The following is a 21,389-nucleotide window of genomic DNA, read 5'->3' as shown; positions in this document are numbered from 1 at the left end:
ATCCACCACACCCCCAAACACGGCTCCTGGCTCAACATCGCCGAGATCGAACTGGCCGCACTGACCCGCCAATGCCTCGACCGCCGCATCGACGACCTCGACGTGCTCAACACCGAACTCGCCGCCTGGCAGACAGCCGTCAACNCCGACCAGCGCCAAGTCCACTGGCACTTCACCACCGCCNACGCCCGCACCAAACTCCGCCACCTATACCCCAAACATTAGTGGCGACGGTCTACTANGCGCGCTTGCCTGCTCGCGCGGCCTTGGGGATGCGCAGTGTCAGCTTCGTGCGGTGCGGGAAGGTCCGCCGGGCGGGCCGAGCGCGGGCCACCAGCTCGCGGATGCGGGCGCTGACCTTGTGGGGGCGTTCCAGGATGACGGCGTGGCCGGCACCCTTCTCGACCCAGAGTTCGGCCTTGGGTAGGGCCTTGGCCAGCGTGCGGCTGTGCTCCAGGGGGGTCATCACGTCGGCGTCGCCGACGAGCAGCAGGGTGGGGACGTCGCGCAGCGCCGCGGCGGCGGCCAGCCGATCGTGGTCGAGCAGGGTGGGCAGGAAGGCACCCACCACGGGAATCGGGGTGCTCGCGATCATCTCCTCCAGGGCATCGACCACCGGCTCCGGAACCTGGGTCGAGCCGAAGCCGACCCGGCGGGTCAGCGCCCGCGACACGCCGCTGCCCCGCCAGCGGATCCGCTCCAGCAGCGACGGGGCGTGCCGCATCCCGACGGCAACCCCGGGCAGGACGCGGCGCGCCGCCGCGGTGACGGCGGCCGGCAGTCCGAACGCCAGGCGGGTCAGCTCGCCCGCGCTCGTGGACAGCAGGGCCACCGCGATGATCCGGTCGCCAAACAGCTCCGGGTGCGTCTCGGCCAGGCCGAGGACGGTCATCCCGCCCATCGAGTGGCCGATGAGCACGACCGGGCCGGTCGGCACCCGGTCGTCGAGGACCCGATGCAGGTCGTCGGCGAGCTGCGCGATGGTGCAGTGCTCGGCGTCGGACGGGTCGGACCGGCCGTGCGCGCGCTGGTCGTAGCAGACCGTGCGGCCCAGGTCGGCGAGGTCTCGGCGCTGGAAGTGCCAGGCGTCCGCGGTCATGCAGAAGCCGTGAACGAAGACCAGCGTCAGCGCGGCGCCCGGCGGCCCGACCTCGGTGACGTGCAGCCGCACCCCGTCGGACGCGGTCACCGTCGTCTCCCGCGTGGCGTGCGCATCGGCCACCGCGGACTTCGTCGCCCGCCGTGGGCGCCTTGGGCGCTGTGCCTGTTCTGAACGCCGTGCTCGGGGGCGTCGTGGGCGCCGTTTCCCGGGCGGCTCGGCCGCGCCTCGCTCGCTCTGAGCCACCAGACCCACCCTCGCCATCTCCTCGCCACCTGCTCACGCAGGTTATGCCCGTCAAAGGGTTGATTAACGGGTCATAGCCGGTAGGAGAGGAAAGCCGCCCGACCCGTGGGTCGGCCGCGAACCGGTCGGGGTGGCGCTCAGCCTTCGGTGCGCAGCCAGTGGGCGGCGTAGGCGTCGAGGTCCAGGCGCAGGCTCCCGTCGTCGTCCACGGTCCGGACGGCACCGGCCTGCTCGCCGAGCAGCTCGACGAACCGGGTGCCCGCGCCGACCTCCGGCAGCGTGAGCGTGACGTTCGTCGGCGAGGCCGCGAAGTTGTGCAGGGTGAGGACGGCCCGTCCCTCGTGCTCCGTCCAGTGCGCCAGCACGGACGCGGTGTCGTGGTCGAGGGTCGAGCCGGCGCCCCAGGCCAGCTCGGGGCACTGCCGGTAGCGGCGGACCAGCGCGGCCACCCAGGAGAACAGCGAGGTGGGATCGTGGCGCTGGGCCGCCACGTTGACCTTGGCCGGGCCGTACTCGCCCTGCACGACGGGGGCGGGCAGGCGGTCCGACTCCGCGTCCGGGTCCACGGTCGAGAAGCCGCCGTTCGGGCCGTCGGACCACTGCATCGGGACCCGGACCGCCTCCCGGCCGGGGATGTCGAGGTTCTCGCCCATCCCGATCTCCTCGCCGTAGAAGAGCGTCGGCGTGCCGGGCAGGGCGAACAGCAGGCTGTAGACCATGCGGATGCGGGCGGGGTCGCCGTCGAGCATCGGGGGCAGGNGTCGGCGCAGACCTCGGCCGTAGAGCTGCATCTCCTCGCGCGGGCCGAAGGCGGCGAACACCTCCTGGCGCTCGCCGTCGTCGAGTTTGTCCAGGGTGAGCTCGTCGTGGTTGCGGACGAACGTCGCCCAGTGGCCGTCCTTCGGCGCGGGCGGACGGTCGCGCAGCGCCGCGAGCAGCGGTGTCGCGTCGTGGCGGGCCAGCGCCAGGTAGAGCCGCTGCATGCCGGGGAAGTCGAAGCACATTGTGAGCTCGTCGCCGTCCTCGTCACCGAAGAACCGGCGGGTGTCGTCGTAGGGGAGGTTGACCTCGCCGAGCAGGATCACCTCCCCGTCGCGGCGGGAGATGAAGGCGCGCAGATCGCGCAGGTACTCGTGCGGGTCGGGTAGTTCCGCCGCGTCGGGGGCGCCGTCGGTCTCCAGCAGGAACGGCACCGCGTCCACCCGGAAACCGGACAGGCCGAGCTCGATCCAGAAGCCCATGATCCGCGCGATCTCGTCGCGTACCGCGGGGTTCGCCACGTCCAGGTCGGGCTGGTGCTTGTAGAAACGGTGCAGGTAGTACTGACCGGCGGCGTCGTCGTACTGCCAGACGCTGTCCTCCTGATCGGGGAAGACGACGTCGGACGGGCCGTCGGCCGGGGGTTCGTCCCGCCAGACGTAGTAGCTGCGGTACGGGGAATCCCGGCTGCTGCGGGCGCTGACGAACCAGGGGTGCTGGTCGGAGGTGTGGTTGACGACCAGGTCGGCGATGACCCGGATGCCCCGGTCGCGGGCCACCAGGAGGAACTCCACCAGGTCGCCGTGGGTGCCCAGCCGGGGGTCGACGCCGTAGAAGTCGGTGATGTCGTAGCCGTCGTCCCGGTCGGGCGACGGGTAGAAGGGCATCAGCCAGATGCAGGTGACCCCGAGTTCGTGCAGGTAGTCGACCCGTTGGGTGAGACCGCGGAAGTCGCCGCAGCCGTCGCCGTTGCCGTCGGCGAAGGTCTCCACGTCCAGGCAGTAGATGACGGCGTTCTTCCACCACAGGTCGGCGGTCCGNCTCAGTCGCATCGTCGCCCGCCTCAGCCTTCGTCGTGGTGCGGTGCGGGCAGCACCCGGGCGGCGAAGGCGTCGATGAACTCGTCCTGCGGCCTGGCCGAGGGAAATCCGGCCTGCCGCGCCGCTGTGACAGCCTCCAGCAGGCCGCTCGGTGAGATCTGCTCGGGGGACGATGGGATGCCGTAGAAGGTCATTTCGCGGTGTTGCCCCGCGCCCGGCGGACTATCCCTTTTGGTGCGGTCTTATCGATGATCTGCAGGACCATCAGCTAGACGATAGGCGCCGTCAGTTCGCCGGTCCGGGTCAGTGGGTGGCCTGCGGGGCGCTCACTGTCGTGCTTGCGGGACGCTGTCGCCGCCACTATCATCTAGATGATAGGAGGGTGGGCGGCCACCAGCGTGGCGGGCCACGTCAGCGGTCGCCGTGCCGATCGTTCGTCGCTGCGGGCGGCTGTCTGCCTGGGTCACCAGACCGTTCCGAGCGCCGCGCCGACGGGCATGCTCCGGCCGCGGAAGACGTGTCGGGGCCCGACCGGCCCGACCCGGCGAACGGGGTTCCCATGTCCCTACCGGCCACGTCTGGAGCGTTGTGACAAACGAAGAGGTTCGCACGCGGGTGGGGGTCGCCGACCTGCTGGCCAAGTACCAGTTTCTCGCCGACTCGGGCAAGATCCGGCAGTTGTCCCAGCTGTTCACCGCCGATGCCGTGTTTGAGAACAACACCGGACGGCACCGCGGGCCGGCCGGCGTCCTGGAGTTCTTCCGTGACACCAAGGACAGTTTCATCGCGGCCGACCTCATGCCGGCCCGCCACTACCTCGGCTCGATCTACGTCGATCCCCGTCCCGACGGTGGAGCCTCGACCTACGCCTGCTTCCAGTTCGTCGGGACCCGCGGCCTGGACCACTGGGGGACCTACCGCGACGAGATCGTCGAGTCCGCCGGCACCTGGCTGTTCGCCGGCCGCAAGGCCATCGTCGAAGGCTGCGTGCCGGACTCGCCCGTGGTAGCCCTCCTCGGTCTGGCCCCGGCCGGGGCCCGTTCATGAGCGCACCCACCGAAAACCCGGGAAACGGAGTGAGAGAATGACCGCCGCCACGCCGATCGACTTCTCGGTCTATGATGCCGACCAGCATTACTACGAAGTTGCCGACAGCTTCACTCGGCACCTGGATCCGAGGTATTCATATGCGTTTCGCTGGGTCACGGACAAGAATAACGGCCGCACCCAGTTGTTAGTCGGCGACAAAGTCTTCAGGATGATCTCCAATCCCACCTTCGACCCGGTGGGAAAGCCCGGCGCACTCGCGGCCTACTTCCGCGGCGAGAACACCGAGGGCCAGAGCTTCAAGAAGATGATGGGGCGGATGGAACCGATCCGTCCCGAGTACACTCGTCGAGCCGAGCGTGCCGTCGTCATGGCGGACCAGGGGGTGGCGGGTGCATTTCTGCTGCCGACGCTCGCGCTTGGTCTCGAGGAACTGCTCACCGACAACCCCCCGGCGCTGTTCGCCGTCCTCCACGCGCTCAACTCGTGGATCGACGAGGAGTGGGGCTTCGCCCGCGACAAAGTGATCATCGCTCCGCCGGTCCTGAGCCTCATGGACCCCCATCTCGCCGAGGAGGAGCTTCGCTGGGTGATCGAACGCGGGACCAGGGCGATCGTNCTCCGTCCTGCCCCGGTCGTGGGTCCGTACGGAAACCGGTCGCCCGCGGATCCGGTGCACGACCGCTTCTGGTCGATGTGTGAGGACGCGGACGTGGCGGTCGCCTTCCACGCGGCCGACTCGGGGTACGCCGGACACGTGCGGGCCTGGGGCGAGCGCGTCCAGTTCGCCAGCGAAAGCACCTCGGCGCTGGCCGAGGTCCTGTCGGTGCACATTGAGCGCCCCATCACCGAGACGATCGCCGCCGCGATCTGCCACGGCCTGTTCGACCGGCATCCGCGCCTGCGCTTCGCCTCCATCGAGCTGGGCTCCGGCTGGGTGCCCGAACTGCTTCGGCGGCTCCGCCAGTCCTACCGCAAGATTCCGTACGCCTTCGGTGCAGACCCGGTGGAGACGTTCCACGAGCACGTCTATGTCGCGCCGTTCCAGGAGGACAACCTGACCGTTCTCCTGGATCACATGCGCGTGGATCGCGTCCTGTTCGGTTCGGACTGGCCGCATCCCGAGGGTTTCGCTCGGCCCACGGACTTCATCGCGGACATCGCCGAGCTGAGTTCGGTGGACAAGAAGAAGCTGATGTCCGACAACTTCCGTAGCCTGATCACGCTGCCCTGAACGGGCGGGACGGCCGCCATCCACCCCAGCCCCTGCCGGTCGGCATCGGGGGTGTGCCGGGAAAGAGCGCCGACTTACGGCGAGGGCGATTCCGGAACATCGGAGGTATCGGGTACGTCAGGGGGATTGGCCGGCNCGTAGGTTCCGTCACGCCGTGGGCTGATCGGTGGCCACTGCGGGCGGAGCCCCGGCAGGCCGGACAAACTCACGCGCGGCGGGCCGTCGGGCGCCGGCTGGCGCCGCGTGGCGTTGGCCGGGGAGGTGGTGGCTCGGCGCGCGACCGCCGGACGCCGCTGCACCGTCGAACGCCGCTCCGCGGGCGCCCGCCCGCCGGCCGAATCGACCGGGTCTGCCTGCGTGCCCGCACCCGCCGCGGGCGGCTCGGAGGTGATGTCCGCATCGGGCAGATATCCCATGCGCTCGAGCTCGTCGGTGTTCCAGCCGACGTCGAGCGCGGCCTGATACTGAGCCTCGTACGCGAGCGCGGCCTGGTGGGCGCTCTCTCGAGCGGCCTCGACGAGATCGTGTCCCTGCCGGACCGCGGCCTGCACCGCCTCCTCGGCCTGGGCCTGCGCCCGTTCCACAGNAGCGATCGCATCGGTGCGGAGAAGAGCCGCGACGCCGAGTTCGCCGATGGTGGCGATGCGGTTGCTTTTCATGAACTCCGCGAGCGCCGCCTCCATGGCCGCCCGTCGAGCGTGGCTCTCCGTCATCGCTGCGCCGCCTTCGCCGTCGAGCCGTACGCACGCTGCCGCCTGCCCTGCCCTGCCCTGGCCTGACCTGGCCGGAGGCGCTCAGGTCAAGGGTAGCAAGGGCCTCCTGGCCGCCCTGGCTCGCGAGATTCGGCCCTGGGCCGCGAGATGCGACCGCTGGGCGCGCTATTATCTAGACGATGTGGATCTAAGCGTAAGATGATTAGGTGATGGGATGCCCGCTATAACCAGCGCTCGAGGCTATGGGGCATCGGCCCGTGCCGTGTACCGGGATCGCGCCCCGAAGATGTCGGAGCTCATTGCGGCGCATCTTCGTCACCAGATCGTCAGCGGTGAGCTGCGCGCCGGTGACACGCTCCCGGCGGAAAACGAGCTCCTGACGCACTTCGACGTTTCTCGTCCGACCCTGCGTGAGGCGTTCCGGATCCTCGAGGCGGAGTCCCTGCTGATCGTGCGGCGCGGCAACCGCGGCGGCGCGGAGGTGACGGTGCCCGACCTGTCGGTCGCCGCGCGCCATGTCGGCGTGCTGCTGCAACTGAGCGGGACCACCATCGAGGACGTGCACGAGGCCCGGGCCGTGCTTGAGCCCGCGGCCGCGCGGATGCTCGCCCTGCGACGAACCGATCAGGATCTCGCCGATCTCCGCGACTGCATCGAGAATCTGCGCGCGNCCACCGAGGAACACACCGACCCCTTCGTCTGGTTCGAGACCGGCTACGTCTTCCACGACCTGGTCGTCGAACGGGCGGGTAACCGGACCCTGGCGATCGAGGCCGGAATCCTCCGTGAGGTCATCACGACCCATGTCGCCGCGGCCATCTCGCGTACCTCCGAGGAGCCACAGACCCGCCAGGCGTTCCGGAAGACCATCCGTGCCTACACCCGCCTCGTCTCCCTCATCGAGGCGCGCGACGCGCCCGGAGCGGAGGAGTACTGGCGCAAGCACATGGAGGTGTCCGCCCGGATCCTGCTGCGTGACGCGCGGGCCAGGATGGTTGTCGACCTGTTCGACTGAGCGTCCGCGACCCGCGCCGGTGCACCCGAGTCGGGGCGCGGCGGGCGAAGGTGTCGGACCCCGGTCGTAGCCTCCCCGTGAGCGAGGGAGGACCGATGACACGGCAGGACAGCGGCGCGGTGGCGCCAGCCGCCGCGGATTTCGAGTGGGTCTGGCGGGTGCCGGACGGGCAGGTCGCGTCCGGGCGGATCCCCGGCTACGTCGGCGCGCTGCGGATCGGTGGGCGGGTCGAGGTGCGTGCAGGTGGGCGGATGGCGCTCGGGTCGGCGAGCGCGCCGATGGCGGCGGACACGCGCTTCCGGCTCGCCTCGCTGACCAAGCTGACTTCGGGGGTGCTCGCGCTCGGCCTCGAGCACGACGGGCTGTTCGGCCTCNACGATCCGGTGGCCCGCTGGCTGCCGGAGGCGGCGGCCCCGCGGGTGCTGGTGGCCCCGGACGCGCCGCTCGACCGCACCGTCGAGGCGTGCCGGCCGATCACCGTCCGGCACCTGCTGACCCTGACCTGCGGCTGGGGCGCGGTGCTGGCGCAGACCCCGCTACAGGCGGAGATGCTGCGCCGGGGGGTCTTCCCTGGGCCGCTGACGCCGCGGATGTCCGTCGACGAGTTCGTCGCCAGGGTCACCGGGCTGCCGCTGGCGTTCCAGCCGGGCGAGGGCTGGCTGTACGACACCGGCATCGACCTGCTCGGCGTGCTGCTCGCCCGCTGCGCCGGGCGCCCGCTGTCCGAGCTGGTCGCCGAGCGGATCACCGGCCCGCTCGCCATGGCGTCCACCGGGTTCTGGGAGCCGGACCCGAGCCGGCTCGCGACGGCCTACCGGCCCGGGCCCGACGGGCTTGAGGTGCTGGACGCCGCCGACGGCGAGTTCGCCCGCCCGCCCGCCTTCGAGGAGCTCAGCTCCGGGCTGGTGTCCACCGCGCCCGATGTCCTGCGGTTCCTGTGCGCGCTCGCGGACGGCGGCGGCCCGCTGCTGCCGGCCGGCGCGGTGGCGCGGATGACCGCCGACGCGCTGACCGGCGCCCAGCGCGACCAGGCCCGGCCGATCGTCGGTCCCGGCGGGTCGTGGGGCCTGGGTACCGGCCTGGACGTCGAGTCCGCCGAGCCGTGGATGGCCCCCGGGCGCTGGGGCTGGGACGGCGGGACGGGAACCACCGGCCACGTCGACCCGACCCGCGACACCGTCGGCGTCCTGCTCACCCAGCGGGCGATGACCGGCCCCCTGGACGGCTTCGGTGAGTTCTGGACGGCGGTCGCCGCCACCCGATGACGCCGGCGGGCGGGTCGCTTCGTGCAGCAGGACGGCGGCCTCCAGCGCGGCCAGAACCAGTCTCACCGAGCCGGGGAGCGGGAGGAACGGCACCAGGACAGTCAGCAGCCGGACAAGACGGTGCACCCGTCTTCCACGGGTCGGCTGGCCGCTCGTGATCCGGGTCCACCCGATTCTTGTGAACAATGGTCTGGTCATGGCACCTCCGGCGGGAATAGGCAGTCCCTTTACGGGTCCTCCGATTGGTATCACCGGGGGTGATTGGCGGAATGTGCGTTGCGTGGTTGTGAGCGTGCAGGCCGATGCGCCACAGATTTTTGCGCGAGCGGCGCACAATCGGTGGCNGACTGATTCCCGGGTCGCCGTCGGTCGGTCTATGATCTGCCCAGTCCGTGAGATGTGCGGCGAGCGCGTCCGGCGGAAATGCGGGGGGTGGCCGTGGCCAGACAGCATCCGGCCAGGTGCGGGCGGGACATCCGGGCGCGGCTGGCGAAGGCAGGCGTGGGCGTGCCGGAGACGGCCGACGCCGTTCATCGTCATTGCGGGGTGAGCCGGTTGCGGGCATACCGGCTGGCCTACGGCTGGACGCAGCAGGAACTCGTGCGGCGGATCCGCGAGCACGAGACCGAGGCAGGGCGCAGCGATCCGCCGCTCGGGCATCAGCGGATATCGAGATGGGAACGCGGTGAACGGCCGTCACCCCGGTATCTCGACGCGCTGTGCGCCGTGCTGCGCACGCGCCCGGATCGGCTCGGTTTCGGATTGGACGGCTCCGCCCACGACATCGTCCCCGCCCCGGCCGGATCGTTCTGGGCGGATTCGATCGTGCCGGCTCAGGTCCGGTACGGGCATGCCGCGGGGCCTGACGCGCCGCCACCGGCCGTGGGAGCCACCGGTCCGGAAGCGCCGTGGTCCGCCGTTCCGCTTTCCGATCCCGCCGGGTCGGCGGCGGNCGTGCTGGCGCGTGCGGGGGAGCTTCGGGACACCCTGGACCGGTCGCTGTGGGTCGAGGTACCGGCCGAGCAGGTCGACCGTCTCGACGAGATGGTGCGTGACCAGGGATTCCGGTACCGCGTGGAGCCGGTGATCGGGATGATCGGTGACCTGTCCGTCGACCTGGCCGAGGTCGGCCGGCTGGTGGGCCGGCGCCAGCCGCTTTACCAGCAGCGCAGGCTGCGCGGCGTCGCCGCGAAGCTGGCCGGCATCACCGCCCTGTCGTTCTCCGACCTGGGGCACCGGGCCGAGATGCGCGGCTGGTTCGAGACGGCGTACCGCAACGCGAGCGAGCACGGCGCCGCGGAGCTGCTCGCCTGGGTGGTGGCGNAACGGGCCAAGTCCGAGCTGGAGAACGGCGCGTCCGCCCAGCTCGTGCTCACGATCGCCGCGCGGGCGGAGGCGCTCGCCGGCCGCACTCCGAGCGCCGGAAAGCTGATCGCCGTCACGATGCAGGCCCGGGCGTTGGGCGTGCAGAAAAAGCTGCCCGACGTCCTGCGGCGAGCCCGGCAGGCGCTGGACCTGTTCGACCGACTCGACCCGGAGGCCACCAGCAGCAGCGTGCTCGCGATGAGCGAACAGCAGCTCCACCTCTACCTAGCCGATGCGCTGCTCGCCGCCGGCGACTGGCGCCGCAGCCTGCCGCACTTCGATCGTGCGGTGCGCCTGTTCCCGCCGGGTGAGCCACGCGACCCGGTGCTCACCCGGATCAACCAGGCCGGAGCGCTGATCCTCGGCGCGCAGGTCGACACCGGCTGCGAGCAGATCATCCGGGAACTGACCGGAATCGCCGACCATTGGCGCAGCCCGCTCGTGTTGCGCTGGGCCGTCGACGGGTTACGGCGCGTGCCCGAGCGGTATCGCGGCCAGTCCGCCGTCCGCGAGCTGCGGGACCTGATCGCGACCCTCACGCCGATCGGGTCGATGGGGCCGATGGGACCAGGGGCGGCGATCGAGTTGTGAGCTCGGCGTCCCGCTGGAGCTCGCCGGCTAGCCGACCGACCGGGCGCTGTCCGAGCTGCGCGCGGCGGGGCTGTGCCGCTCTCTGGATAAGGACCGGTCGGCGGTCGCGGTGCGGGCGTACCACTCCTGGCGGGTCATCGTGTAGACGTTGCTGGCCAGCCACGGGCCGACGTCGGCGATCCCGCGGAAGGTCATCCCGAGCCGGTGGGCGATCGCGTTCATGCCGGCGTTGTCCCGGTGCGTCGAGGTGATCAGCTCGTCCACCGTGAGCCGTTCGAAGCCGAATTCCAGCGATGCCCGGACCGCCTCCGTACCGAGCCCCTGACCCCAGTGGTCCCGGCGGATGGACACGGCGACCTCGATCCCCGGCCAACCGTCCGCGAAATAGGCCCCGGCCCGGCCGAGGAACTCCCCGCTGCCCCGTTCCTCGACCGCCCACATGCCGTAACCGTGGATCGTCCACATGCCGATGAGGTGGGTGACGAGACGTTCCGTGCCGGCCAACCCGAACGGGCCGCCGAGATAACGCATCGTCTCCGGGTCGGCGTTCATCGCGGCGTACGGGTGCAGATCCTCGGGCCGCCAGCCGCGCAGGATCAACCGGGAGGTGATGACAGTCGGTATCTCGAATCGGGTGGGCAGTCCGTATGTCAACGNCATGTAAATGATGGTCCGCTGACAGACACCGGTCGGGAAGCACCCGGTGCGACCGATTCACCGCGCCCTGTCGCTGACCTTGTCCGGTATGGGCTGGATTGGTATTGGCGGGTGGTCGAAAGAGGGAGGTCCCGGTCCCGAGGCCGGTCGGGTTCGGCGCCGGCGCGACGGCTCGCGAATCGGCGGGTCATTGCGCGCAGGTGGGGTGGTAGGGGACACCGGGCAGGTAGAACTGCCAGGACGAGGCGTCCAGGCCGCCCCCGGCCTCGGTGCACGCCGCGGTGACCACCTGTTGCCGGGAGGCGCTCACGGTGGACACCCGCCACAGCCGGAGCATTCCGTCGTTGCCACCCGAGGCCAGCACGCTGCCGTCCCGGGAGAAGGCGAGCGAGAACACCGCGTGGGTGTGTCCCGTCAGTGGCAGTCCGATGGGGCGCAGGCTGGGCGCCGGCAGATCGCGGCCATCGCGAGCGGAGGTGTCCGATCCGTCGCCGGCCCGGCCTTCCCCTCCTTCCTGCTCCGGGGGAACCTTGGTTTTCTCGAACTCGCTCGCGCAGGCGTCGAGGGCCGGGCGCCCGATGCGGTCCGCGGCATCGGCGGTGGCGGGGGGAAGCCGGGCGGCGGTGCGGGCGTCCCACAGGCGCACGTCGCGCCCGGAGCCGACGGCGAGGATGCCGCCGTCGGGAGAGAACCTGACCGCCCGCGCCTCCCCGGGGCCGGCGGGCAGCCAGCCCAGGAGGTGGCGGTCGCCAGTCCCGCCGCCGACGGACCACAGACTGACTCCGCCGAGCTCCTCGCCGACCGCCTCGACGGGGGCGGCGGGGGATCGGTCGACGCAGGTGTCGACCGGTCCGAGGGCGGGGGCCGGCCGGCCGGCCGGCTGCGGCCGCGCCGAGTCGCCGATGTCCCAGGCCATCCGGGTGCGGTCGAAGCTGGTCGCGACCAGCAGCCGTCCGTTCGCCGAGAACGTCACCGCGGTCACCAGGCTGTGCAGGCCCGTCAGCGGCGGCCCGACGCGCCGAGGCTGATCCGGGCCGGCCGCGACCGACCACAGCAGCACCGATGNGTCCGCGCCGCCGGTGGCCAGCAGTTGCCCGTCGGGGGAGAACGCCACGGCGGTGACGGGGCTGCCGTTGGCCAGTGTCGTCCGGCTGCTGGCCAGGGTCTGGAGGCGTTCCTGGCTGGCGGCGTCCGGATGCACCGCCCAGGCGGCGAGCGACAGCCGCAGCGCGCGGATCCGGTCCGTCGCGCTCACGTCGTCCGCCCTGGTCAGCAGGGCCTGGGCGATCACCGCCCGCTGGGCGCGTTCGGCGGCGTGCTGCGCCTGCCGGGCGGAGACGCCCTGCCAGCCGGCGGTTGCGGCGCCGGCGAGCGTCACCACGAGCAGGACGGCCAGCACCGCGATCGTCCGGCGCCGGCGCCGGCGGTCCCGGCGGCGCGCCGCCTCGACGCGACGGTGGCACTCGGCGAGAAACCGCCGTCCGGCGTTGTTGAGGTTCACGACCGGCCGCCCGCCCGCCCGGAAACGGTCGTAGGACCCCCACAGAATGGTCGTGGCGGCGGTGAGCCGGTCGACGTCCCACAGCGGGCCGCCGTGTGCCCGGGCCGCGGCGGCCCGCTCGACCTGCCCCTCGCTGAGCAGCGCGGCCTCCCGCTCGCGGATCGCCGCGTCCAGCGGTGGCCAGACGGANAGCAGCGCCTCGTGGACGACGCCGACGCCGGCGCCGCCGAGGCTGTCGCTGGCCGTCGACAGCAACCGCTGCTCCACGAAGACGCCGAACGCGGTGCGCATGGCCTCCGACGGCAGCTCCGCCACCTCTATGCGGCGCCGAGTGCGTCGGCCCCCCTCGTCCAGGGTGGCGAGCTCCGCCATGCCGGCGAGGATCTCCTCCCTGGGCAGGCGGGCGGCGGCCACCGCCTCGTCGAGCACGGCGTCCGCCCGGCGCGCCAGCGCCCCGCGCACCCCACCGAGCTCCTCGTAGCGCTGCGCGGACAGCCGTCCGCCGCGGGTCTGGTTGCGGGCCAGCTCGTGCAGGGTGAAGGCCAGCAACGGCAGCGCCTCGCNGCCGTCGGTATCGGCGACCATCTGGCTGACCAGCTCCGGCTCCACCGACAGCCCGGCGACCCGGGCCGGCTCGGTGATCACGACGCTGAGCATGTCGCGCGCGAGCGGCCGCANGGGAAAGGCGTGCAGGTGGGCGCCGTGCAGCTCGGGCAGCGCGAACAACTGGTCCTGGAACTCCGAACGGACCGCGATGACGACCCGGATGGGACCGTCGAGCCCGTGGGAGAGCACCCCGGCGAACCGGGCCCGCTCGGCGGCGTCCGCACGGGTGAACAGCTCCTCGCCCTGATCGACGACGAGTAGGAGCCGGTCCCGGTGCTGGCCGTAGCCCGCGCTCAGCAGTTCCTCGGCGAGCCCGACCAGGGCGCGGTCGTCGGTGGCCAGCCGCTGGTGGACCTCGGCCGGATCCCAGTGCAGCCCGATGCGGATCGCCGTCTGCGTGAGGGCCCGCGCCAGCTTGTTGATCGGGTCGTGGCCGGGCAGGAACGGATCGGCGACCTCCCAGCCGGGCTCGGCCCCCAGCCGCGCCGTCAACCCCGCCGTGACCAGCGACGACTTCCCGCACCCGGACCCGCCGACGACGAGCAGCAGCCGCCGGTCGCTCAGCGCGCGCAGCCGGTGGGTCAGCCGGCGAAGCTCGTCGGCGCGCCCGTAGAAGACCCGGGCCATGTCCCGGGTGAACGGCCGCAGCCCCGGGAACGGCGAGCGGTCCCACGCCCAGCCCAGGCCCCCGGCGGCGTCCACCCGCCGCAGCGGGCCATCCAGATCGCCGATCCACCCGCCGTTGTCGACGACGGCGACGTGCTGGCGGTCGTCGAGCAGCGGCGAGGCCACCCCCGCCTGCGCCCGCAGCGGCAGCAGCAGGCTCCCGACCTCGTGGGCGATCCCGATTTCGTAGGCACACCAGGGGGAGGCGTTGTAGGCCTCGGTCACGACACAGATGACGGCGTCCGCGGCCCNCAACTCCTGGTGCAGGCGCTCCTTCCAGACCTCGCCCGGCCGGATTCCCGTCCGGAGGTCGCGGGCCAGGAATGCCCGATGGCCGAGATCGGCCAGCGTGCGGTAGATCCGGTCGGCCAACTCCGCGTCCGAGCTGGCGTGGCTGACGAAGACGCGCGCCACTCTCATCCCCAGTAATCGCCGCGCACATTGCCGTGCAAACGCGGTAGGGCGTTGATACTACCGCTCCGGAGTACCGCGCGGCCGGTACAAATACGGGTTTGCGGCCGGCGGTGGCCAACCGGTCGCGGGGAAAATCTCGCAATCGGACCCGCCGCCGGCGGAGTATCAGCTTAAGCGCGGATGAACAGATGATGGAGCGCGGGGAAATAATGGATAACCGGACGCCGGAGCCGGTTATCCGCGCCCCCGAGCCGGCCCGCCCGCCATCTCCACCGCCCGGGTACGGCCGCGGCGGGATCTCGTCGATCGTGCCGCCTCGCCCCGTCACTCCGTGCCCCGCCGCTCCGTGCGCCGTGGCTCCGTGCGCCGCCGGATGCGGCGTGCGGTGAGCCGGCGGCCGTGCCGTGGTGGCCGTCACCTGATCTCACGACGCCGCCGCACTCGGGCATGGCGCGGGCCACCCGACGCCCACCCCCGTGCGGCCGTGCCGTGAAATCGCCTTCGCGGCGGCGCTTCGTACGAAGATTGCCCCGCCATACGGCACCTGTCCCTGCCCCGCGCGGGGGACGCGGCCGCTAATCCGGCGATCCGGCCGCACACCCGGGCGCCGTTCATGGCATGCTCGGTTTCCGACGGTAGGAGCAGGCGCCGACCAGTCCGGTTCGGGTTGATCGGCGAGGCTTCTCACCTGCGACGGTCCGCCGTCGTGGATGTTGCCGGTTTTGCCGTCGTGTTGACGTGAGTCCTCATCGTGGAGGTTTGTTGTGAAGCGTGTCGGAGCGATTGTTCTGCTGGTTGCACTCGTGGGTGGCGGCTTCCTCTTCCGCCGGCAGCGCGGCAAGCAGGACGCATAGGTCCGCGCCGCGTCGGCGCCGATCGGCGGGAATCCACCGCGTGCCTCGATGAGGCACGACAATCGGTCCCGCCGGGTTCGGTCGTGCCGGGTTCGGTCGTGATCGGATCGCCGCTTCGGTGGTCGCCTGTCGAGCAACGTGTTGTGAGACGGTCCGTACGTGCATCAGTTTGACGCCGAGACAGCCGATCTCCTGCGGGCGATCTTCGACTTCACCGGGGTCCGCCTCGGCTTCGATCCGGTTCCCCTGGACGGTCCGGCGACACCGGCGGAACTGTCCGCCAGGGCCGGCCGGACGATCACGGCGGACGGGATCGGTGGTCGCCGAGCCCTGGAGATCTTCGACGAGGTGCTCTCGCGCGCCTGCATCTCGGCGGACCATCCGCGCAACCTCGCCTTCATCCNCGCGGCCCCGACCCGGTTGTCGGTGCTGTTCGACGTGGTGGTCGGCGCGTCATCCATCTATGGCGGAAGCTGGATGGAGGGTGCGGGCGCGGTCCACGCCGAGAACGAGACGCTGCGTTGGCTGGCCGACCTCGCCGGTCTGCCCGACACGGCCGGTGGTGTGTTCGTGCCCGGTGGCACGGTCGGCAACCTGTCCGCGCTTGTCGCCGCCCGCCAGGCCGTCCGGGCGCGGCTGGCCGCCGAGGGTCGGCCGATGCCGGCGCGCTGGCGCTTCGTCTGCGGGGCGGAGGCCCATTCGTCGCTCTACCAGGCGGCGATGGTGCTCGACGCGGACATCGTGGCCGTGCCGACGGGGGAGGAGGGCAGGCTCACCGGCCCGCTGCTCGCCGCCGCGCTCGACGACCTCGCCGGCCAGCGCGACCCGGCCGAACAGCGCGACCCGGCCGGACAGGGCGATGCCGCCGCGCACGACGGGGTCTTCGCCGTCGTGGCGACCGCGGGGACGACCCAGTTCGGCATCGTCGACGACCTGCGGGGCGTGGTCGACGTCTGCCGCGACCGGGGCCTGTGGGTGCACGCGGACGGCGCCTACGGCCTGGCGGCGCTCGCCGCGCCCTCGGCTCGGCCGCTGTTCGACGGGATCGCCGACGTCGACTCGTTCATCGTCGATCCGCACAAGTGGCTGTTCGCGCCGTTCGACGCCTGCGCGCTGATCTACCGCGATCCCGCCCTGGCCCGGGCGGCGCACGGTCCGCAGCGGGCCGGCTATCTCGACGTGCTCGACTCGGCCGCCAACTGGAATCCGTCCGACTACGCCATCGGGCTGTCCCGGNGGGCCCGCGGGCTGCCGTTGTGGTTCTCCCTGGCGGCGCACGGCACCCGCGCCTACGCCGAGGCGATCGAGACCACGCTGGCCACGACGCGGGCGGCGGCGGCGCAGATCGCGGCGCGGCCCGAGCTGGAACTCGTCCGCCCGGCGGAGCTTTCCGTGGTGGTGTTCCGCCGGCTCGGCTGGCGGGACGCCGACTATCACCGGTGGAGCGACAACCTGCTCCGTGCGGGATTCGCCTTCGTGCCGCCCACCCGGCACGACGGGGAGACCGTCGCCCGCTTTGCCGTCGTCAATCCGCGCACCACCCCGGCCGACATCGAGGCTATTCTCGACACGATGGCCTGACCGCGATCGCGATAGGCGGTTTTCGGTGCCGGCAACCGCGGCTCGTGCTGCGCGGTTCCCGTGGCACGGTCCCGCGCCGGACATAGTTGGGCGGTGCGGGTCCCTTTCGACCCGCGCCGCCCAGGCGCGGCAACCGGCGGGCAGCCGTCGCCATTCACCGCCCGGCATCGTCGGCGGTCCGGCGTCGGCGGCGGTGAGCCCGCCGGTGCCACGCATTAACCCTGGCTTCGCCCGGGCTGCGCTTCAGGCGGGAACGTCAGTTGCCCACCGTGAAACGACGGTTGCGGTTACGCGGCTTCTCGACCTCGTCGACGGCGGCGATCGCGAAGTCCTCGTAGGAGATGCCGATCTCGCCCTGAGCGTCCACCACGGGCCGGTCGTTGCCGGTGCGGTAGGCGCCCCGACGCTGCCCCTGGCCCAGGTTGCGCGGCGGCGGGGCGATGGCTGCCCAGCGCACGTTGCGCGCGCCCCGGTACACGTCGAGCGCGTCCACCTGGTCGAGCGCGTCCTTGCGCTCGGCGGCGGGGAAGTCCGGGCTGTCCACGAGCCGCTGGCCGTTGTCGTCCTCCAGGGTCCCGCCGCTGGAGACGTGCAGAACGGCCGGAGCCTGGTCGCCGATGCGGGGCAGGACGTCGACGAGGGTACGCGCGGCGTTCGCGTGCACCGGACGGTCGACACCACCCACCGCCACGACGATGGCGTCCGCCTCCTGCGCCAGGCGCTGCACGGAATCGCGCGACGTGGCGTCGCCCTCGACCGCGTTGGCCTTGCGCGGAAGCTTCTTCACGCGGGCCGCGTCGACCTCGACCGCGGTGACCTCGTGTCCCCGTCGAATTGCTTCGTCGGTGATGCGGCGCCCGATCTGACCACCGGCACCAAAAATGACGATCCTCGCCATGCCATTGCCTCCGACTCGCCGGTCGTGCAACTGATGGATAGTCGTGCGTGTGCTGAATGGCGTCGTCGCCCCATCGCGCCGGCGCCATGGTCAGTAAATGAATTACTGTCCGCGCTGACTATTTCACGCTCCGCGTCCACCGCAAGTTGACGTCGACCGGCGCGGTCCGGGGTCGCCCAAGTCGGGTGGGCGAAAACGGAACGCGCCGCTCGCCGCTCGCCGCTCGCCGCGCGTTCCGGGCGCCGCGATGGAGCGGGACGACGCCTCCGGGACATGAACCCGCATTGCACTCAGGGCGTCGCGCCGGTTTCGGCGGCGTTGGGTGTGGCTGATCGGGTGNGGTGGGTAAGATCCGCGGTGTCGGCTGGTAAGGGTCGATGTCGTGCCAGAGGACGGGGGGCGTTGATGGCGCGGGTGTTGCTGGTGGTGGATCCGAGCGTCGGCGTGAGCCCGTCGGATCTGGTGAAGGCGTGGACGCCGGCTCCTCCGGTCGTGGACGGTGCGGTGGTTGCGGATGGTGCGGTGGCCGTGGAGGCCGTCCGGGGGCGGGTGATGCTGCCGGGCGTGCTGGAGGTCCTGGTGCTGCCGGTCGCGGTGAACCTGGCCAGCAGCGCGCTGTTCGAGCTGGTCCGATCGTGGGTGGCCCGGGCCCGCGGGCCGGCGGCGCAGGATGCGGAGTTCGAGGTGGTGGAGACGACCGACGACCAGGGGAACNGGGTCGTGGTTGTCCGTCCGCGTCGTACCGTCTGATCCGCGGAGTCCGGCCGTGGGCACGGTGATCGTCCGGGAGCGGGAACGGCGTTCGGACGGAACGTTCGCGGTTCGGCTGGCCTTCGACGACGGCGTGGAATACGACGTCGAGATCCGCGATCCCGCGGACGCTCAGGACGAAGGGCTGTTCTCCTGGTATTTCGAGGAGCATCTGCGCTATCCGTTCCTGGACAAGGACATCGAACGGGCCGCGAAGGAACGGATCGGCGAGTACGGCAGGGNCCTNTTCGAGCAGCTCTTCGCCGGCTCGGCGCGGTATGAGTACCAGCGGATGCGGGAGCGGGGCTTTGACGGCTGCCGGGTGGAGGTCGCCGGGTCCGCGGCTTTTCAGCGGTTGCACTGGGAGACGCTGCGGGATCCGGAACTGCCGTCACCGCTGGCGGTGCGGCTGCCGGTGACCCGGCGGGTGGAGCCGCTGTCCGGCCGGTTCGAGGCCGGGTCGGGTCGGGCCACCTTGAACATTCTGGTGGTGACGGCCAGGCCGGACGGTCCGTCGGATGTGGGGTTCCGGACCCTGTCTCGGCCGTTGTTGGACGCGCTGCGGCAGGCGGCGGTGCCCGTGACGGTGGATCTGGTCCGACCGGGAACGTGGGACGCGCTGCGCGACCATCTTGACGGAACCCGGGCGGAGCACGGCGGGGGCTGGTATCACGTCGTGCATTTCGACGTGCACGGACTGTTCACCGCGCATGACACGTTGGCGGCAGGACGGGAGTCGGGCCGGTTCTTCCTGCGTCGCTGGCTCGAGGCGTTCGACGGCGAACAGGGCTTCCTGTTCTTCGAGACCGCGCAGGATGGGAAGGCCGAGCCCGTTCCCGCCGGCGAGGTGGCGGCGCTGCTGGCGGAGCACCGGGTGCCGGTCGCGGTGCTGTCGGCCTGCCAGTCGGCGATGCAGAACGGCGACGAGGCGAGCCTCGCGTTCCGGCTGGTGCAGGCCGGGGTGCCGCTGACGGTCGGGATGGCGTATTCCGTGACGGTGTCCGCGGCGGCGCAGNCCATCCCGGCGCTGTACAGCCGGCTGGCGGCCCAGGCCGATCCGGTCGACGCGGTCCACACGGCGCGGCGGCGACTGTTCGACGTCCCCGCCCGGCACGCCTACTTCAACGAGGAACTGGAGTTGGAGGACTGGATGTTGCCGGTGTTGTACCGGCAGCGTCCGGTGGATCTGCGGCTGCGGGAGATGACCGAGCAGGAGGCCCAGAGCTTCTACGCCCGCCAGGTCACCGTGGCCGACGAANCGGCGACCGAGTACGGGTTCGTCGGCCGGGACCTGGACGTGCAGACCATCGAACGGCGGCTCCTGCTCGACGGCGGCCGCAACGCGCTGCTGGTGCAGGGGATGGCGGGGGCGGGGAAATCGACCCTGCTGGCGCACCTCGGCTGGTGGTGGCAGCGCACCGGTCTCGTCGACCACGTCTTCCGGTTCAGCTACGAGGACCAGGCCTGGACCGCGGCCCAGATGGTGCGGGAGATCGGGAAACAGCTCCTGGGCCGGGTCGACCAGGCGAGGCTGGAGGTGCTGTCCGAGGACGCCCAGTTGGAGCGGGTCGCCGGGCTGATGCGGTCGCGGCGGCACCTGCTCGTGGTCGACAATGCCGAATCGATCACGGCGAGCCCGGCGTCGATCCCGCACGCCCTCCCGGCCACGGAGCAGCAGCGCCTGCGCACCCTGCTGGGCCGGCTGCAGGGTGGTCGGACGCTGGTCCTGGTCGGCTCACGGGAGTCGGAGGGCTGGCTGNCCCCCGGCACGTTCACCGACAACGTCTACGAGCTGCCCGGCCTGGACCCCCAGGCCGCCCGCGACCTGGTCGACCGGATCCTGACCCGCCACGGCGCCACCCACTACCAGGACGACGCCGACCAGCGGGACGCGCTGGACCGGCTCATCGACCTGCTCGGCGGCTACCCGCTCCCCCTGACCATCGTCCTGCCCGCCCTGGCGGAGACCACCCCGACCGCGGTCCTGGCNGATCTCGACACCGGCGGCCAGGAGGCCGGCCCGGTCGGCCTGGCCCGGCTGGCCATCGAGACCAGCCACGGCAAACTCGACCCGGCACTCCAACAATCCCTGCTCCTGCTCGCCCCGTTCGTCGCCACCGCCCCCACCGGTCCGTGGCTGGNTCGCTACCAGGAGATCCTCGCCGGCCATCCCGCGGTCGCAGCCCTCGGCGCGGTGGACCTGGCAGCCGCGGTAGATCATGCCGTTCGGGTCGGTCTCGCCACCCCTCACCCGCAGTTGAGTAACACGGTGCAGCTCCAACCGGTCCTGCCGTACTTCCTGCGCAGCCGTATCCGCGACCGCGCCGATCTCGCCGCTGCCGCTGCCGACGCGCATTACCGGTACCACTGCGAGCTCGGCGCCATGGCACACCGGCTGTTGACGTCCAACACAGCCGAGGAGCGCACCCTCGGACGGGTTCTGACCGCCACTGTTTACGCGAACCTGCAGGCTGGTGTCACCCACGCCCTGACCACCGCGCAACCTGTTCTCCCGGTCCTCGGACCCTTGGAGGAATATCTCGACCAGGCCCGCCANCACCACCCACGCTGGCAGCTACTCACCCGCACCATCGACGCCTATCCCACTCCCGACACCACCGCCGGACAGAACGAACTCGCCCAGCTCCATCACCTCGCCGGCGTGGTTGCCCAGGAGCAGCGGCGGTTCGAGGACGCCGAGGCCCACTACCGCCGTGCCCTCGACCTCAAACTGAAGCTCGGGAATGAGCGCGGCGCCGCGAGCACCTACCAAAGTCTCGGTATTATTGCGCAGGAGCGGCGGCGGTTCGAAGATGCCGAGGCTCATTGTCGCCGCGCCCTCGACCTCTTTCTGAAGTTCGGGGATGAGCACGGGGCCGCGCTGACCTATCACCAGCTCGGCGTTGTTGCGCTGGAGCGGCAGCGGTTCGAGGACGCCGAAGCCCACTACCGCCGTGCCCTCGACCTCAAACTGAGACTCGGGGACGAGCACAGCGCCGCGCTCACCTACCACAATCTCGGCATCGTTGCGCAGGAACAGCGGCGGTTCGCGGACGCTGAAGCCCACTACCACCGTGCCCTCGACCTC

General features: G+C 71.4%; 12 protein-coding genes and 17 pseudogenes. 17 read left to right on the top strand and 12 right to left on the bottom strand.

The features are described 5' to 3' along the window. Positions 1-144 (top strand): annotated as a pseudogene (locus tag FF86_RS59700) (IS630 family transposase); the annotation flags it as partial. Positions 145-242: 98 nt separating this feature from the next. Here FF86_RS59700 and FF86_RS28315 read toward each other — a convergent pair. The 4 genes and pseudogenes from FF86_RS28315 to FF86_RS34430 form a co-directional block, all read right to left on the bottom strand. Next, a partial coding sequence (locus FF86_RS28315; protein WP_396230153.1) for an alpha/beta fold hydrolase occupies positions 243-1,099 on the bottom strand: 857 nt, incomplete at its 3' end. A gap of 383 nt (positions 1,100-1,482) precedes the next feature. Next, on the bottom strand, positions 1,483-1,950 hold the full coding sequence (locus FF86_RS69080; RefSeq protein WP_396230152.1) for a hypothetical protein: 468 nt from the start codon (positions 1,948-1,950) through the stop codon (positions 1,483-1,485). Between the two features lie 155 nt (positions 1,951-2,105). Then, positions 2,106-3,144, bottom strand: a pseudogene (locus tag FF86_RS59695) (alpha-amylase family glycosyl hydrolase); the annotation flags it as partial. A gap of 23 nt (positions 3,145-3,167) precedes the next feature. After that, positions 3,168-3,338, bottom strand: coding sequence for a hypothetical protein (locus tag FF86_RS34430; RefSeq protein ID WP_157867010.1), 171 nt, complete (start codon positions 3,336-3,338; stop codon positions 3,168-3,170). Between the two features lie 394 nt (positions 3,339-3,732). Here FF86_RS34430 and FF86_RS28305 point away from each other — a divergent pair, with 394 nt between their 5' ends. The 8 genes and pseudogenes from FF86_RS28305 to FF86_RS59670 form a co-directional block, all read left to right on the top strand. Continuing rightward, positions 3,733-4,191, top strand: coding sequence for a nuclear transport factor 2 family protein (locus FF86_RS28305; protein ID WP_044888159.1), 459 nt, complete (start codon positions 3,733-3,735; stop codon positions 4,189-4,191). A gap of 37 nt (positions 4,192-4,228) precedes the next feature. Next, positions 4,229-4,809 (top strand): annotated as a pseudogene (locus tag FF86_RS69075) (amidohydrolase); the annotation flags it as partial. A gap of 1 nt (position 4,810) precedes the next feature. Then, positions 4,811-5,425: amidohydrolase family protein (locus tag FF86_RS59690; RefSeq protein WP_242419777.1), on the top strand; the 615-nt coding region annotated here is incomplete at its 5' end. Between the two features lie 927 nt (positions 5,426-6,352). Next, a pseudogene (locus FF86_RS59685) lies at positions 6,353-6,808 on the top strand (FadR/GntR family transcriptional regulator); the annotation flags it as partial. A gap of 1 nt (position 6,809) precedes the next feature. After that, positions 6,810-7,153 (top strand): FCD domain-containing protein (locus tag FF86_RS59680; RefSeq protein ID WP_242419776.1); only part of this gene is annotated, 344 nt, incomplete at its 5' end. 95 nt (positions 7,154-7,248) lie between these two features. Continuing rightward, a pseudogene (locus FF86_RS59675) lies at positions 7,249-7,527 on the top strand (serine hydrolase); the annotation flags it as partial. A 1-nt stretch (position 7,528) separates the two neighbouring features. Next, the coding region (locus tag FF86_RS28285) for a serine hydrolase (RefSeq protein ID WP_242419775.1) at positions 7,529-8,418 on the top strand (890 nt) is incomplete at its 5' end. A gap of 423 nt (positions 8,419-8,841) precedes the next feature. After that, positions 8,842-9,370: pseudogene (locus FF86_RS59670) on the top strand (helix-turn-helix domain-containing protein); the annotation flags it as partial. Between the two features lie 1,031 nt (positions 9,371-10,401). On the opposite strand, the pseudogene FF86_RS28275 reads toward FF86_RS59670, so the two are convergent. The 7 genes and pseudogenes from FF86_RS28275 to FF86_RS59650 form a co-directional block, all read right to left on the bottom strand. After that, positions 10,402-11,030, bottom strand: a pseudogene (locus FF86_RS28275) (GNAT family N-acetyltransferase); the annotation flags it as partial. Between the two features lie 188 nt (positions 11,031-11,218). Then, positions 11,219-11,947, bottom strand: coding sequence for a WD40 repeat domain-containing protein (locus FF86_RS59665; protein ID WP_242419780.1), 729 nt, complete (start codon positions 11,945-11,947; stop codon positions 11,219-11,221). Between the two features lie 150 nt (positions 11,948-12,097). Continuing rightward, positions 12,098-12,721, bottom strand: a pseudogene (locus FF86_RS69070) (hypothetical protein); the annotation flags it as partial. A 1-nt stretch (position 12,722) separates the two neighbouring features. Further along, positions 12,723-13,095: pseudogene (locus tag FF86_RS69065) on the bottom strand (hypothetical protein); the annotation flags it as partial. A 1-nt stretch (position 13,096) separates the two neighbouring features. After that, the coding region (locus tag FF86_RS69060; protein ID WP_396230151.1) for a hypothetical protein at positions 13,097-13,189 on the bottom strand (93 nt) is incomplete at its 3' end. A gap of 21 nt (positions 13,190-13,210) precedes the next feature. After that, positions 13,211-14,055 (bottom strand): annotated as a pseudogene (locus FF86_RS59655) (toll/interleukin-1 receptor domain-containing protein); the annotation flags it as partial. A gap of 1 nt (position 14,056) precedes the next feature. Next, positions 14,057-14,224 (bottom strand): TIR domain-containing protein (locus tag FF86_RS59650; protein ID WP_242419778.1); only part of this gene is annotated, 168 nt, incomplete at its 3' end. A 1,007-nt stretch (positions 14,225-15,231) separates the two neighbouring features. On the opposite strand from FF86_RS59650, the pseudogene FF86_RS59645 reads away from it, so the two are divergent. The 3 pseudogenes from FF86_RS59645 to FF86_RS59635 form a co-directional block, all read left to right on the top strand. Then, a pseudogene (locus FF86_RS59645) lies at positions 15,232-15,475 on the top strand (aspartate aminotransferase family protein); the annotation flags it as partial. A gap of 1 nt (position 15,476) precedes the next feature. After that, positions 15,477-16,308, top strand: a pseudogene (locus FF86_RS59640) (pyridoxal phosphate-dependent decarboxylase family protein); the annotation flags it as partial. Between the two features lies 1 nt (position 16,309). Continuing rightward, positions 16,310-16,653 (top strand): annotated as a pseudogene (locus tag FF86_RS59635) (aspartate aminotransferase family protein); the annotation flags it as partial. Positions 16,654-16,909: 256 nt separating this feature from the next. Here the strand turns inward: FF86_RS59635 and FF86_RS28260 are convergent. After that, positions 16,910-17,551 (bottom strand): NAD(P)-dependent oxidoreductase, encoded by a 642-nt coding sequence (locus FF86_RS28260; RefSeq protein ID WP_044888152.1) that lies wholly within the window; start codon positions 17,549-17,551, stop codon positions 16,910-16,912. A 997-nt stretch (positions 17,552-18,548) separates the two neighbouring features. On the opposite strand from FF86_RS28260, the pseudogene FF86_RS59630 reads away from it, so the two are divergent. From FF86_RS59630 to FF86_RS59610, 5 genes and pseudogenes are all read left to right on the top strand, one after another. Then, positions 18,549-19,316 (top strand): annotated as a pseudogene (locus tag FF86_RS59630) (CHAT domain-containing protein); the annotation flags it as partial. Position 19,317: 1 nt separating this feature from the next. Further along, positions 19,318-19,559, top strand: a pseudogene (locus FF86_RS59625) (hypothetical protein); the annotation flags it as partial. Between the two features lie 39 nt (positions 19,560-19,598). Then, positions 19,599-20,060, top strand: a pseudogene (locus tag FF86_RS59620) (AAA family ATPase); the annotation flags it as partial. A gap of 1 nt (position 20,061) precedes the next feature. Continuing rightward, a pseudogene (locus FF86_RS59615) lies at positions 20,062-20,290 on the top strand (hypothetical protein); the annotation flags it as partial. A 568-nt stretch (positions 20,291-20,858) separates the two neighbouring features. Continuing rightward, positions 20,859-21,389 (top strand): tetratricopeptide repeat protein (locus tag FF86_RS59610; protein ID WP_242419774.1); only part of this gene is annotated, 531 nt, incomplete at both ends.

Source organism: Frankia sp. CpI1-P, from assembly GCF_001421075.1.
Classification (GTDB): Bacteria; Actinomycetota; Actinomycetes; order Frankiales; family Frankiaceae; genus Frankia; species Frankia torreyi.
This window is presented reverse-complemented; position numbering and strand designations above follow the sequence as displayed.

Excerpts from the sequence above, each read along its gene's own strand:
- FF86_RS59665 (WP_242419780.1), bottom strand. The coding sequence starts at position 11,947 with ATGGCCTGGGACATCGGCGACTCGGCGCGGCCGCAGCCGGCCGGCCGG.
- FF86_RS69080 (WP_396230152.1), bottom strand. The coding sequence starts at position 1,950 with ATGCAGTGGTCCGACGGCCCGAACGGCGGCTTCTCGACCGTGGACCCG.
- FF86_RS28260 (WP_044888152.1), bottom strand. The coding sequence starts at position 17,551 with ATGGCGAGGATCGTCATTTTTGGTGCCGGTGGTCAGATCGGGCGCCGC.
- FF86_RS34430 (WP_157867010.1), bottom strand. The coding sequence starts at position 3,338 with ATGACCTTCTACGGCATCCCATCGTCCCCCGAGCAGATCTCACCGAGC.